The sequence below is a fragment of the Kribbella italica genome (assembly GCF_014205135.1).
GTDB lineage: Bacteria > Actinomycetota > Actinomycetes > Propionibacteriales > Kribbellaceae > Kribbella > Kribbella italica.
This window is the reverse complement of record NZ_JACHMY010000001.1, coordinates 7,031,871-7,045,642: the sequence shown is the minus strand read 5'-3', so window position 1 is coordinate 7,045,642 and position 13,772 is coordinate 7,031,871. Positions and strand designations below refer to the sequence as shown.

Below are 13,772 nucleotides of genomic sequence, written 5' to 3'. Positions count from 1 at the left end.
TCGGACCCGGGACGGATCCGGTGTGTCCACCTGGGGATGGAGTCTTCCGTCCCACCACCCCGGCAGCCATCGGGCAAGTCCCTGACCGTCCCCCTGAGCATCCCGTACGGCGGGGTCGTGGGGCATCAGCCGAAAGTCGACGCGCCGGAGACGAAAGACCGGGAGTGACTGCCACTTGGCGGCGTACTCCGGAACTTTCCTGCCCTATCAGGCACAGGAGAACGCACAACGGCCCGCCGGAGAGCTCCGGCGGGCCGTTGCGGTGCTGCGGATGGATCAGGCGGCGATGCTGGCTTCCGCCGGGGTGTCGGAGATGACCGACTCGCGCCGCTTGGACACGACCACGGCCGCGACGATGATGACCACGGCCACCACCGCGATCGCGATCCGCAGCGGGGTGTTGGTGTCCTCGCCGATGCTCGACATGCCGACGACGGCCGGGGCGATCAGCACCGAGACCAGGTTCATCACCTTGATCAGCGGGTTGATGGCCGGACCGGCGGTGTCCTTGAACGGGTCGCCCACGGTGTCACCGATGATGGTGGCCTCGTGCGCCGGCGAACCCTTGCCACCGTGGTTGCCGTCCTCGACCAGCTTCTTCGCGTTGTCCCAGGCGCCACCGGAGTTGGCCAGGAACACCGCCATCAGCGTGCCGGACGCGATCGCACCGGCCAGGTAACCGGCCAGCGCCGAGGCGCCGAGGCCGAAGCCGACGGCGATCGGGGCCGCGATCGCGAGCAGACCAGGCGTGGCCAGCTCACGCAGCGAGTCGCGGGTGCAGATGTCCACGACCTTGCCGTACTCCGGCTTGCCGGTGCCTTCCATGATCCCGGGGATGTCGCGGAACTGGCGACGGACCTCGTAGACGACCGCACCGGCGGCGCGGCCGACGGCGTTGACCAGCAGTCCGGAGAACATGAACACGACGGCCGCACCGATGATCAGGCCGACCAGCGTGGACGGGTCGAAGACCAGCGCGTCGGTGTTGAACGCGGCGTCGCCGGCGTCGTTCAGCACCGCGTAGATCGAGTCCGTGTAGGAGCCGAACAGCGCGGTCGCCGCCAGGACGGCGGTGGCGATCGCGATGCCCTTGGTGATCGCCTTGGTGGTGTTGCCGACGGCGTCCAGCTCGGTCAGGATCTGGGCCGCGTCGCCGTCCACGTCACCGGACATCTCGGCGATGCCCTGCGCGTTGTCGGAGACCGGACCGAAGGTGTCCATCGCGACGATGACGCCGACGGTGGTCAGCAGACCGCCACCGGCCAGCGCGATCGCGAACAGCGCGAGCACACCGGAGCCACCGACCAGGAAGGCGCCGTAGACAGCGGCGGCGATCACCAGGGCGGTGTAGACGGCCGACTCGAAGCCGACCGCGATACCCGACAGGATGACGGTCGCGGCGCCGGTCAGCGAGGACTTGCCGACGTCCTTGACCGGCTTGTCCTCGGTGCCGGTGAAGTAGCCGGTCAGGGCCAGGATGATCGCGGCCAGCACGATGCCGATGATCACCGAGACGGTGGCGATCACCCGGGGGTCGCCGCTCTGGGCGGCGATCTTCTCGGTCGCGTTGGTCAGGTCGCCGAAGTTGCTCGGCAGGTAGGCGAACGCGGCGATCGCACACAGCACCGCGGAGAACGCGGCGGAGATGTAGAACGCCCGGTTGATCGTCTTCAGGCCGTTCTCGCCGGCCCGCGGCTTGGTCAGGAAGACGCCGATGACCGCGGTGACGGCACCGATGGCCGGCACGATCAGCGGGAAGATCAGGCCCTGCTCGCCGAAGGCGGCCTTGCCCAGGATCAGCGAGGCGACCAGCATGACGGCGTACGACTCGAACAGGTCGGCGGCCATACCGGCGCAGTCACCGACGTTGTCGCCCACGTTGTCGGCGATCGTCGCGGCGTTGCGGGGGTCGTCCTCGGGGATGTTCTGCTCGACCTTGCCGACCAGGTCCGCGCCGACGTCGGCGGCCTTGGTGAAGATGCCACCGCCGACACGCATGAACATGGCGAGCATGGCGGCACCGAAGCCGAAGCCCTCGAGCACGGTCGGGGCGTCACCCTTGAAGAGCAGCACCACCAGGGCCGCACCGAACAGGCCGAGGCCGACGGTTGCCATCCCGACCGTTCCACCGGTCCGGAACGCGACGCGCATGGCGGGCTCGCGTCCTTCGTCCCGGGCGGCGGCGGCGACGCGGACGTTGGCCCGGGTCGCGAGCCACATGCCCAGGTAGCCGATGGCGGCGGAGAAGCCCGCACCGACCAGGAAGAAGACCGAGCGGAAGATCTTCAGTGTGGTCTCGTTGCCGCCGTCGCTGTGCACCGGCAGCAGGAACAGCAGCAGGAACGCCACCACGGCGAAGACCGACAGCGTCCTGAACTGCCGGGACAGGTAGGCCGAAGCGCCTTCCTGCACCGCCAGGGCGATCGTCTTCATGTTCTCGGTGCCATCGTTCGCGGCAAGCACCTGGCTGCGGAACACCATCGCGATCGCGACCGCGAGGACCGCGATCACACCGACGACGATGACCAGCGTGGTGTTGCTCGACGACAGATCCACCGCTTGTACTGAAAGCGCGGACATCCGTCCTCCTTGTAGGCAACCCCTCAGGGCAACCGAAGGGGTCGGATGATACGAAAAAGACGCCAGGACTGCTGGCGCGGTGGGTCACTCTAACGGGTCACAAACCAGACCTGACCGCGGGGTGGTCTGACTCACACCACCGAACGTGATGACAGGGACACCTTTTCAGATCGCAGACGCGACATCCGGGTGGATCTCGAAAACCTTGGTCAGGCCGGTGATGCGGAAGATCTTCAGCAGCCGTTCCTGCGTACAGACCAGCGACAGCGACCCGTCGTGGGTGCGGACCCGTTTCAGTCCTCCGACCAGTACGCCGAGCCCGGTGGAGTCCAGGAACTCCACTCTTTCCAGGTCGACGACGAGGTCGTACTGCCCCGCGTCGACCAGCGAGACGATCGTCTCGCGCAGTTTCGGCGCGGTGTAGACGTCGATCTCCCCACCCACCTCGACGACGGTGCGCCCGCCCTCCGGACGCGTCGTCAGCGACAGATCCACTTCGGCCTCCGATCCCGTGAACCGTTGCATTCAACCATGTACGGACCGTGAGTAGGGCCGCGTGCAAAACTCTTTCATCCCGGTGCGTGCCGCGTCGACCTACCTGGGCGAAAAGCCGCGTGCATCCGGCGGAGGCGTTCGCCCGTGCACGAGGAGGGCTAGGGTCTGGTTCATGGGTGAGGCGGCACGGCTACTGCAAAACCTCACCTCCGGTCCAGACCGGTCAGGCCGGTTGACCCATGTGGAATCCGTACCGGCCAGGGGTTCCCGGACCGCCGAGTGGCCTCGCTGGGTCCCACCCGAAGTGCTCGCCCAGCTGGCCGATGCCGGCGTCACCAGTCCGTGGATCCACCAGGTCGCCACCGCCGAAGCGGCGTACAGCGGCAAGCACGTCGTCGTCGCCACCGGTACGGCGTCAGGCAAGTCGCTCGGCTACCTGCTGCCGTCGTTCGCGACGCTGAGCATCGCGCACGCGGCGTCACCGCATCGCCGGGCCGCGTCGGTGCTCTACCTGTCGCCGACCAAGGCGCTCGCGCACGACCAGCTGCGCGCGTTGTCGCAGTACAAGGTGGAAGGCCTGCGCGCGACCACACTGGACGGCGACTCCGAGCGGAGCGAACGCGACTGGGCGCGCGACCACGCGACGTACGTCTTGAGCAATCCCGACATGCTGCACCGGTCGCTGCTGCCGAACCACCAGCGCTGGGCCAGGTTCCTCGGCTGCCTGCAGTACGTCGTGGTCGACGAGTGTCACCACTACCGCGGCGTCTTCGGCGCGCACGTCGCCGGCGTACTGCGTCGCCTGCGGCGGATCTGCGCGCAGTACGGCGCACACCCGATCTTCGTCTGCGCTTCGGCGACTGTTGCCGAGCCGGCCGTGTCCGGCGAGCGGCTGACCGGGCTGCCGATGATCGAGGTGGTCAACGACGGCTCACCGCGCGGCGGTATCTCCTTCGGCCTGTGGGAGCCCCCGCTGACCTCAGTGCGCGGCGAGAACGGAGCACCGGTACGACGGTCCGCCCCGGCCGAGGTCGCCGAGTTGCTGACCGACCTGGTGGTGTCAGGTGTTCGCACCGTCGCCTTCGTCCGCTCGCGACGCGGAGCCGAGCAGGTCGCGATGACGGCCCGGGACAACCTGGCCGAGGTGGACCCGGCACTGGCCGAGCAGGTGTCGGCGTACCGGGCGGGCTATCTGCCGGAGGAGCGGCGTCGGCTGGAGAGCATGCTGCAGAGCGGAGAGCTCACCGGCGTCGCCGCGACCAACGCACTCGAGCTGGGGATCGACATCGCCGGACTGGACGCCGTACTGCTGTCCGGCTGGCCGGGCACTCGCGCATCGCTCTGGCAGCAGGCGGGCCGGGCCGGTCGCGCCGGTGGCGACGCACTGGCGTTGCTGGTCGCGCGGGACGATCCGCTCGACACCTATCTGGTCCGGCATCCGCAGGCGATCTTCGGACGGCCGGTCGAGGCGACGGTGTTCAATCCGGAGAACCCGTACGTGCTCGGCCCGCAGCTGTGTGCCGCGGCGCAGGAGCTGCCGCTGACCGATGCGGACTACGAGATCTTCGGGTCCACGACGCCGACCGTGATCGCGCAGCTCGTTCGGCAGGGTCTGCTGCGCGAGCGCCCGCACGGCTGGTTCTGGACCCGGCGCGAACGCGCGGTGGACGCGATCGACATCCGGTCGGCCGGCGGCAAGACCGTTCAGATCGTCGAGGACCAGACCGGTCGCCTGCTCGGGACGGTCGACGGCGGTTCGGCCCACGCGTCGGTGCACGAGGGAGCGGTGTACGTGCATGCCGGTGAGTCGTATCTGGTCCGCACGCTCGACCTGGAGAACCACGCGGCGATCGTCGAGCAGGCCTCACCCGACTACACGACGTTCGCCCGGGACGTCACCGAGATCAGCATCCTGGCCACCGAGTCGACCGAGGCCTGGGGGTCGGCGGAGCTGTCCCGCGGCTGGGTCCAGGTGACGAGCCAGGTGGTGTCGTTCCAGCGCAAGCAGCTGGTCACCGGCGACGTGCTGGACGAGCAGCCGCTGGACCTGCCGGAACGGACGCTGCGGACCAAGGCGGTCTGGTGGACGATGCCGGACACCGCCGTCGCCGCACTCGGGCTGGACGACGTACCGGGTGCCGCGCACGCGGCCGAGCATGCCTCAATCGGGCTGCTCCCACTGTTCGCGACCTGCGACCGCTGGGACATCGGTGGAGTGTCGACGGCCAAGCACGCCGACACCGGCCGGCTGACCGTTTTCGTGTACGACGGGCACCCGGGCGGCGCCGGGTTCGCCGAGCACGGGTACGCCGCGGCGCGCGAGTGGTTGACCGCGACACGGGAGGCGATAGCACACTGTGAGTGCACGGACGGGTGCCCGTCGTGCGTACAGTCGCCCAAATGTGGGAACGGGAACAACCCACTCGACAAGAGCGGCGCCGTGGCGCTGCTCACCGCACTTCTCGGCAGTGAGGCCTGAGGGATCCAGCACACCGCTGCTGGAAGAGAGGCAGCAAACCATGGCCGTTCTCGGAATCGTCCTGATCGTCGTCGCGGTCCTGTTCGGACTCGGCGTGGCGGTCTCGTCCGGCGCCTCGACCACGATGGAGGTCTTCGGCGTCGACTTCGGCGTCGTCGTGGCCACCGTCTTCTTCCTCGGCGCCGCCGCCGGCGCCGTCCTGATCGTCGGCCTGTGGCTGACGAAGAAGGGACTCAGCCGCGGCTACCGCCGGCACAAGGAGGTCCGCGAGCTGCGCCACCAGGTCGCCGCGACCCCTGACCCGGCAACGACCGTGCAGCCCGACGACACCGCTCCGTCCGGCAAGCACGCGGCCGACGTACCGGTCGACGTACCGGCGTCCGACGAGCCGCACACTGTTGCCGACGGCCCCGAAACCCGTCAGCCGCACTGAGCCGGAAGCTGAAGGACTTTTCGCAGAACGCCGTACTGTCTCGAACACACCACGGCGGGCACACAACCGCCGCTCGGCCGTGACGCAGCCGGATTTCGATGCCTTGCGCAACGACTTCCGGCTGGCAGTTAGTTGCCAATGGCATCAAGTACTGGCCGTTGGCCGTAACCAGCTTCCAGGGGTCTGTGCCTTACTGGTCGTGGCGTCAACGTCGCGTTGAGTCACTGCCGAACTTCCGGGTCACACCGCCTCCTCACGGGGGACCGACCCGCCGCGCCACCCCACGCGCAAGGGGTGCCGCCGCGGTTCCCGGAGCCGGCCTGCTCCGCGCCTCGGGGTCCCGACGACCTGACGCCGCGAGATGGCACGACCTCTGGAGGTTGTCTTGATCGTCCGTAGCATTCTGAGTCGCACCGGTGTCGCAGTCCTGGCCGTCAGCGTCGCGCTGGCCACCGCACTGCCGGCCCGCGCCGCAGCACCGGCCCCGACGGCGGCCCCACCGGGCATCGTCGAGGTCGGCGCGGTGAAGCAGATCACCAGCAGCGCCGACACCCGGTACTGCCTGACCTTCGTGGCCGCCGAGAAGATCCCGATGGCGGTGATGATGGCCTGCGCGCCGGGCAAGGAGGGCAAGACCCAGGAATGGGTCTACACCGGCAAGGGCCAGCTGCAGGTCGCGATGAGCAAGAGCGTCGGTGGCGCTCTGGCCAAGAGCGGCGCCTGTCTGGACACCGGGGCCGACCTGGTCACCGTGCCCAAGAACGCACCGGTGCTGGTGCTGCCCTGCCGTGACGGCGACGGGCAGAAGTGGAACTACGACGAGTCGACCGGGTCGTTCGTCAACGCGGCGAGTGGACTGGCACTCAGCTCGCTGATGGGTCAGGGCAAGGCGAAGCAGGCCCAGCCGACCGGCACGTCGGCCGCTGTGGGTGCTGCGAACCAGGGCTGGAAGGCCCTGCCGCTGCCCGGTCTCGACATCCTGGGCGCGGTCCTGGCGCTCGTGAACGCGCTGCTGGCGTCCCTGGGCCTGGCCCTGCCGCTGCCGATCGCGAACGCCGCCGGCAGCCTGCTCGAACTGGTCCGGGGCAAGACCCCGGTACCGGCCGAGATGTCGGTGATGCCGAAGCAGATGATGCAGCTGGCCCAGAAGTAACCCCGCACCACACCGAAGGGCGGCCCCGACGATGTCGGGGCCGCCCGTTTTCGTTCTACTGATCGGTGGTTCGGGAGTTCCGCTGCTTGCGCGTCAGCGGAAGGTCCGGTCACCGCCTGCTGGTCACCACCAGCAGTCGTGCCAGTGGTGCCAGTGGTGGTGCCAGTGGTGGCCCCCACCCAGAAGGTCGTACAGCAAGCCTCCGAGCATTGTCCTTCACCTCCGTTTTCGGTGTTCCGAACGCCGACGACGCTACCTCCTGCCATCACGTTCTGTATCTACTCAGCTACCCTTTGAGATGAAACCGCGAGCGAGCTTTAACTCTTCCGCAATGCGCCCCGGCGGTACCGGATTTGACGAGATCGGCTTTGACCTGGGATGGCCACGCCAAGTAGCCCTGGGCAACCGGGTAAAAGTCTTCACAAAGTCATCTGCGGGTGTAAAAGTGTTCCCGCGTACCTCCCCCGCACTGCAAGGAGTCCTCCTGATGCGACCCATCTCGCGTGTGATCCCACCGGCTGCCCTGGGCGTGGCCGCCCTGGTGCTGCTGACCGGCTGTCTGGGGTCGTCGGACTCCGGCAGCGGCGACCAGGACGCGACCCGCAACGCCGACGCCAAGAAGGTCGAGCTGGTGATCGGCGCCAACTCGGTCAAGGGCGGCAAGAACAGCGCCGGCGCGACCTTCACCTCCGACGTCCTGATCCCGAAGTTCGTCGAGGCGCAGAAGGCCAAGGGCGTCGACGTCACGGTCCGCTTCGAGGGCGACGGCTCCGACGACGAGGTCTACAAGCAGAAGCTCGCGCTCAGCCTGTCCAACAAGGCCGGACCGGACCTGATGAACATGGACGGCATCTGGGTCGGCGAGTTCGCCCAGGCCGGCTACGTCAAGCCGCTCACGGACACCGTCGGCGACGCGGCCAAGGTGGACGACTGGGACGGCTGGAAGCAGATCCCGGACTCGGTGCAGCAGCTCGGCAGCTTCGAGAGCAAGCGGTACGGCGTACCGGGTGGGACCGACGGGCGGGTGCTGTACTTCAACAAGAAGCTGTTCGCGCAGGCCGGGCTGCCGGCCGACTGGCAGCCGAAGTCGTGGGACGAGATCGTTGCCGCCGGCCAGAAGCTGAAGCAGCTGCCGGGCGTCACCCCGATCCAGATCAACGGCGGCACCGCGATGGGTGAGGCCACCTCGATGCAGGGTGTGCTGCCGCTGCTGGTGGGCACCGGCGCGACCATCAACACCGACGGCAAGTGGCTGGGCAACACCGCTTCGGTGCGCCAGGTTCTCGACTTCTACCGGCAGATCTACGGCGGCGGCCTGGGTGACCCGGTGCTGCAGCGCGAGGCCAAGGGCCGGGACAAGTCGTTCGCCGAGTTCGCCGCGAACAAGATCGGCATCCTGCTCGAGGGCGACTACTTCTGGCGCAGCGTGGTGGAGCCCAAGGAGGGCGTCGCCAAGATGGCCGACCGCGACACCGCCGTCGGGTACGCGCTGATCCCGGCCGCCAAGCCCGGCGCCGGCGTCAAGGGCCAGGACTTCGTCTCGATGTCCGGTGGCGGCGTGACTGCGATCAACCCGAACACCAAGTTTCCCCAGCAGGCCTGGGAGCTGCTGGCGTTCATGAACTCCGCCGAGATGGTCGAAGCCTCGTTGGACGGCGCGGCCAAGATCACCCAGCGCACCGACGTCAACGCCAAGGTGCTGGCCGGTGACCCGATGCTGAACTTCGTCGCCACCAAGGTGCTGCCGATCACGCAGTACCGGCCGGGTCTGGCGGAGTACCCGAAGATCTCGGCCGCGCTGCAGCAGGCGACCGCGGACGTGATCAGCGGCAAGTCTCCGGACGACGCGGCCAAGGCGTACCAGACCGCCGTCGAGTCCGCCGCGGGCGGCAAGGACAAGGTCACCAGCAACTGATGGCGGCCACCACGAGCCCCGCACCGGGCGACCCGGCGCGGGGACTTGGAACGAGCGAAGCGAGTGGTCCGGGCGCCCCCTCCCCCCAATCACCAGGTCCACGGCGACGTGGCGGGCAAGGCCGAAACCGTGGCCCGGCTCAGGATGTTGCCGGGCTCGGCATCGGGCGGGCGCTCGGCTTCGTCGCGCCCGCGCTGCTGCTGATCGGGGCGTTCCTGGTCTTCCCCGCGGTCTGGACGATCTACATCGGCATCACGAACTACCGGCTCACCGGGGTCGAGGCCGTGTCGCCGTCGATCGTGGGGCTGTCGAACTACACCAAGGCGCTCAACGACGCGCTGTTCCACAACGCGTTGTGGCTGACGCTGCTGTTCGTGCTGGGCTCGGCGATCATCGGGCAGAACATCCTCGGGTTCGCGCTGGCGTGGACGATGCGCAAGGCGCGGCCGGCTGTTCGCCGTACGGTCGAAGGGCTGGTGCTGCTGGCCTGGATCCTGCCGTCGACCGTGGTCGCGTACCTGTGGATCGCGTTCTTCGACCGCGACACCGGGACGCTGAACAGCATCCTCGGCCAGCAGGGCACGGCCTGGCTGATCGAGTACCCGATGGTCTGCCTGGTGTTGTTCAACACCTGGCGCGGTACGGCCTTCTCGATGATGCTCTACTCGTCCGCGCTGCAGGCGGTCCCGCCGTCGCAGCTGGAATCGGCCCGCATGGTCGGGGCCTCGGGTTGGCAGACGCTGCGCGATGTCGTGTTCCCGCACATCCGGGGCCACGTGCTGACCAACACGCTGCTGATCTCGCTGTGGACCGCGAACGACTTCTCGCCGTTCCTGCTCACCAAGGGCGGCCCGAACCACGAGTCCGAGACCGTACCGGTCTACATCTACAACGTCGCACTGCAGGGCGGTGAGCTCGGCTACTCGTCGGCGATCTCGTTCCTGCTGCTGATCGCGAACCTGCTGGTCGCGCTGCTGTACCTGCGACTGCTGAGGAGGCGCTCGTGAGCCCGGCGTACGTCGTACGGCGGATCGGTTTCTACGTCCTGATCTGCGCGATCACGTTGTTCTTCGCGGTCCCGATGCTGTGGATCGCGTCCGCGCCCTTCGACGCCTCTCCCGGTCTCGGCGTGCGCTGGCCGGACTGGACGCTGGACAACGTCCGCAAGACGCTCGACCACCCCTACGCGTTGCACTCGATGGTCAACTCGCTGCTGATCTGCGTGACGACGGCTGTTGCCGTGACCGCGTTCGCGGCGCTGGCGTCGTACGCGCTCTCGCGGGTGCGCATCCCGGGGCGGGACGCCTTGCTGTACGGGCTCCTGCTGCTGTCGTCGGTGGTCACCGGGACGGCGGCGATGGTGCCGATCTTCGTGATGATGTTCCAGCTCGGGCTGATCGACTCCCGCTTCGGTGTCGCGCTGGTGATGACCGGCGGACTGTTGCCGGCGGCAATCTTCATCCTGAAGGACTTCGTCGACGCCGTACCGAAGTCGTACGAGGAGTCCGCCCGGGTGTTCGGCGCGTCCACCACGCAGATCCTGCGCGACGTGGTGCTGCCGGTCGCCCGGCCCGGTCTGGCGACCATCCTGGTCTGGGCGTTCGTGAACTCGTGGGGCAACTTTCTGGTGCCCTTCCTGCTGATCCGGTCGATCGACAAGCAACCCGGCGCGGTGCTGCTGCAGACCTTCACCGACGAGGGCGGCAGCGCCAACCTCTCGGTGATCCCGGTCTTCTCGCTGCTGTTCTCGATCCCGGTTGTCGTGCTGTACCTGTTGGTGAACTCGAGGTACGGGTTCCGCTTCCACGGAGGAATCAAGAGCTGATGGCTGGCATCGACATCGAAAGCCTGGCGACGGTCTACCCGAACGGCGTGCGCGCCGTCGACGGACTGGACCTGAGCGTGGCCGACGGCGAGTTCTTCGCCCTGCTCGGGCCGTCCGGGTGCGGCAAGACGACGCTGCTGCGAACGATCGCGGGGCTGGAGAACGCCTCCGAGGGCACGGTCCGGATCGACGGCGCTGATGTGACCCGGCTCGAGCCCGGGAAGCGTGGGGTGGCGATGGTCTTCCAGGACTACGCGCTGTTCCCGCACATGAGCGTGGCCGAGAACATCACGTATCCGTTGAAGGTCCGTCGGGTCGCCGCTGCTACGCGCGCCACTGTCGCGGAGAAGACCTCGGGTGAGCTCTCATTGCAAGGGCTGCTCGAACGTCGTCCTGGGCAACTCTCTGGTGGCCAGCAGCAACGGGTCGCGCTGGCTCGGGCGATCGCGTCCGAGGGCAAGGTGCTGCTGCTCGACGAGCCGCTGTCCAACCTGGACGCGCGGCTGCGGCTCGAGGCGCGGACGTTCCTGAAGAAGTTGCAGCGGGATCTGGGCATCACCACGGTCTTCGTCACGCACGACCAGGCCGAGGCGCTGGCCTTGGCGGACAAGATCGCGGTCATGCAGACCGGGAAGCTGGTCCAGCTCGGCTCTCCGCGCGAGGTGTTCGCCCGGCCCTCGAACACCTTCGTCGCCAACTTCATCGGCTCCACGCCGATGAACCTCCTGGAGGGCGAGGTCGGCGCCACGGACAGTTCCTCGTCCGGCACCGTCGAGGTCGCCGGCGGACGGTTGCCCGCAGCAACCGGTTCGATTCCGACCGGCGCGAAGGTCACGGTCGGCATCCGCCCGGAGTACCTCACCTTGTCCACCGGCGACGCCACCGGACCGTCGATCCACGGCATCGTCGTCGTCGCGGAGAACCTCGGCACGTCGTCCCTGGTCTCGGTCGACTGCGCGGGCACGCTGATCGGTGTCACCGTCCCTGAGGAGGACGAGCCGGCTCCTGGTACGCCGGTCAACCTCACCGCCCCGGTCCAACGAGTCCTGCTCTACGACCAGGACTCCGGAGAGCTCCTTGCCCGCCAGCCGGTGCCGGCCGGTTCGCAGCCAGTCCCGGCGGGCTCCCGCTCGACCTCTGCCCCGGGCTCGGCTGGCTCGGCCGGCTCCGCGGACAGCTGATGGCAGTCACCTCCTTCAAACGCCGCTGGACTCTCGACGACCGGGCGGAGTCCGTCTGGCACTCGCTGCCGGTCGACATCCCACCCGGCTGCGAGGGCCTGCTAGTCACCCTGACCGTCCCCGCCGTCGAAGGCGTCGTCATCGACCTCGGCTGCGAAGGCGCCAACGGCTGGCGCGGCTGGTCTGGTGGAGCGCGGCAGACCTTCGCCATCACCCCAACAGCCGCCACCCCCGGCTACCTGCCCGGCGAACTCGAACCAGGCACCTGGTGGGTCGTCCTCGGCCTCCACCGCCTCCCGATCGAGGGCGCCGAACTGATCGTCGAAGCAACCACCGGCCCCGTCTCCGTCGTACCGGGCCTTTCCGAGTACGCCGCCGCCACCGAAGCCGTCGCCGTACCGCCTCGCCCACCCCGCCGCACCCTCCCCTCGGCCGACGGCCTCCGCTGGATCGCAGGCGACTTCCACGCCCACTCGCTGCACTCCGACGGCTCCACCCCCATCGCGAACCTCGCCGCCCTCGGCGTCGCCGCCGGCCTCGACGTACTGGCCTGCACCGATCACAACACCGAGGCACACCACCTCGAACTCCCCTCGGTAGGCCGCCGCTTCGGCATCGGCCTGATCCCCGGCCAGGAAGTCACCACCGAGTCCGGCCACGCCAACGCCTTCGGCACCATCGGCGTCATCGACTTCCGCCGCCCCGCCGCCGAGTGGGTCCCCGAAGTCGCCCGCCGCGGCGGCCTGCTGTCGATCAACCACCCCCTCGGCGGCGACTGCTCATGGCGCCAGCCCTTGTGGGGAGCCCACCCACCGCTCGCCGAGATCTGGCACTCCTCCTGGCTCGACCGCCGCTGGGGCGGCCCCATCGCCTGGTGGGAATCCTGGAGCCTCTCCACCACACCCATCGGCGGCAGCGACTGGCACAACCCGTCGTCCCTCTCGCAACCCGGCACCCCCACCACCTGGCTCGCCGTAGACGCCAACGCCAAAACCCCCGACGAACTGGTACCCGCCGTCCTAGAAGCCCTGACCGCCGGCCGCACCACCATCTCCGCCGGCTACAACGCCCCCGTAGTACTCCGCAACGCCAACGAGTTCGTCATCCTCGACGCCCCCAACACCGTCCTGATCTCCCCCGACGGCACCCGCCGTCCCATCCGCACCGCGTTCGAAACCCTGCCCGCCGACCACCCCGGCGGCCACGTCCTGGTCACCCACGACGGAGAGTTCATCTCCCTCACCCACTGACCACCCACGTCCCACCTGTCCGCCCGGACCCCACACCCCACCCCGGCCCGGCAGGGCGCCTCCAGCGCGATCGCGCCCACATTCACCCCGACCACCCTCCCCCGGCAGGCCTCACCCGGCCGCACAGCCACCCGTTCCTGACCAGGCCCCGCCCGGCTCCTACCTCCCCGCTCGCTCTAGTTCTTCTTTCCGGCCGCCGCGACCTCAGCCCCCGGCAACCGAGTCCGGCCGCAGCGCCACCCACCCCAGCCCACGCCGTACGCCGTACAAGCCCCTCTCGCCACACCGACATCCCCTCCAGACAACGCTCATTCACCCAACTGGGCAGAACAAGGAAGGCATGCACAGAGCAGCACCCAACAACTGATGGGGTAGGTGGGTCGCGATCTGGTCGCAATCTGGTAGAGATACCGCGTTGATGTGGACGGCATCCGTCAGCTGGATCCATGATCTTCAACCGA

At 68.5% G+C, this 13,772-nt stretch carries 10 protein-coding genes; 8 read left to right on the top strand and 2 right to left on the bottom strand.

Annotated features, from left to right (window positions below):
* Window positions 1-276: 276 nt before the first annotated feature.
* Window positions 277-2,580 carry a sodium-translocating pyrophosphatase gene (locus HDA39_RS32885; RefSeq protein WP_184801848.1) on the bottom strand — a complete coding sequence of 768 codons (2,304 nt, stop codon included), beginning with the start codon at window positions 2,578-2,580 and terminating at the stop codon, window positions 277-279.
* Between the two features lie 165 nt (window positions 2,581-2,745).
* A complete protein-coding gene (locus tag HDA39_RS32880) occupies window positions 2,746-3,105 on the bottom strand; it encodes an STAS domain-containing protein (RefSeq protein WP_202893186.1) in 360 nt (119 codons plus the stop codon).
* Between the two features lie 142 nt (window positions 3,106-3,247).
* On the opposite strand from HDA39_RS32880, the gene HDA39_RS32875 reads away from it, so the two are divergent.
* The 8 genes from HDA39_RS32875 to HDA39_RS32840 all read left to right on the top strand — a co-directional run bounded on the left by HDA39_RS32875 (window position 3,248) and on the right by HDA39_RS32840 (window position 13,311).
* Complete coding sequence (locus tag HDA39_RS32875) at window positions 3,248-5,554, top strand: DEAD/DEAH box helicase (RefSeq protein ID WP_184801846.1); 2,307 nt, start codon at window positions 3,248-3,250, stop codon at window positions 5,552-5,554.
* Between the two features lie 40 nt (window positions 5,555-5,594).
* On the top strand, window positions 5,595-5,987 hold the full coding sequence (locus HDA39_RS32870; RefSeq protein ID WP_184801844.1) for a hypothetical protein: 393 nt from the start codon (window positions 5,595-5,597) through the stop codon (window positions 5,985-5,987).
* A gap of 385 nt (window positions 5,988-6,372) precedes the next feature.
* A complete protein-coding gene (locus tag HDA39_RS32865) occupies window positions 6,373-7,140 on the top strand; it encodes a ricin-type beta-trefoil lectin domain protein (protein ID WP_184801842.1) in 768 nt (255 codons plus the stop codon).
* 487 nt (window positions 7,141-7,627) lie between these two features.
* Entirely contained in the window at window positions 7,628-9,055 is a 1,428-nt protein-coding gene (locus HDA39_RS32860) for an extracellular solute-binding protein (RefSeq protein ID WP_184801840.1), read from the top strand.
* Window positions 9,055-10,062, top strand: a complete 1,008-nt coding sequence (locus HDA39_RS32855; RefSeq protein WP_238356204.1) for a carbohydrate ABC transporter permease — start codon at window positions 9,055-9,057, stop codon at window positions 10,060-10,062. The genes HDA39_RS32860 and HDA39_RS32855 overlap by 1 nt, the downstream gene beginning before the upstream one ends.
* The gene (locus HDA39_RS32850) at window positions 10,059-10,880 is read left to right on the top strand and encodes an ABC transporter permease subunit (RefSeq protein WP_184801838.1); all 822 of its coding nucleotides are present in this window, start codon (window positions 10,059-10,061) and stop codon (window positions 10,878-10,880) included. The genes HDA39_RS32855 and HDA39_RS32850 overlap by 4 nt, the downstream gene beginning before the upstream one ends.
* Entirely contained in the window at window positions 10,880-12,061 is a 1,182-nt protein-coding gene (locus tag HDA39_RS32845) for an ABC transporter ATP-binding protein (protein ID WP_238356203.1), read from the top strand. Before HDA39_RS32850 ends, HDA39_RS32845 begins: the two co-directional genes overlap by 1 nt.
* Window positions 12,061-13,311, top strand: a complete 1,251-nt coding sequence (locus HDA39_RS32840) for a CehA/McbA family metallohydrolase (RefSeq protein ID WP_184801836.1) — start codon at window positions 12,061-12,063, stop codon at window positions 13,309-13,311. The genes HDA39_RS32845 and HDA39_RS32840 overlap by 1 nt, the downstream gene beginning before the upstream one ends.
* Window positions 13,312-13,772: the final 461 nt, after the last annotated feature.

Bases quoted from the DNA above. Each gene is read 5' to 3' on its own strand.
- HDA39_RS32845 (WP_238356203.1), top strand. From the start codon at position 10,880: ATGGCTGGCATCGACATCGAAAGCCTGGCGACGGTCTACCCGAACGGC.
- HDA39_RS32875 (WP_184801846.1), top strand. From the start codon at position 3,248: ATGGGTGAGGCGGCACGGCTACTGCAAAACCTCACCTCCGGTCCAGAC.
- HDA39_RS32885 (WP_184801848.1), bottom strand. From the start codon at position 2,580: ATGTCCGCGCTTTCAGTACAAGCGGTGGATCTGTCGTCGAGCAACACC.
- HDA39_RS32880 (WP_202893186.1), bottom strand. From the start codon at position 3,105: ATGCAACGGTTCACGGGATCGGAGGCCGAAGTGGATCTGTCGCTGACG.
- HDA39_RS32855 (WP_238356204.1), top strand. From the start codon at position 9,055: ATGGCGGCCACCACGAGCCCCGCACCGGGCGACCCGGCGCGGGGACTT.
- HDA39_RS32870 (WP_184801844.1), top strand. From the start codon at position 5,595: ATGGCCGTTCTCGGAATCGTCCTGATCGTCGTCGCGGTCCTGTTCGGA.
- HDA39_RS32860 (WP_184801840.1), top strand. From the start codon at position 7,628: ATGCGACCCATCTCGCGTGTGATCCCACCGGCTGCCCTGGGCGTGGCC.
- HDA39_RS32840 (WP_184801836.1), top strand. From the start codon at position 12,061: ATGGCAGTCACCTCCTTCAAACGCCGCTGGACTCTCGACGACCGGGCG.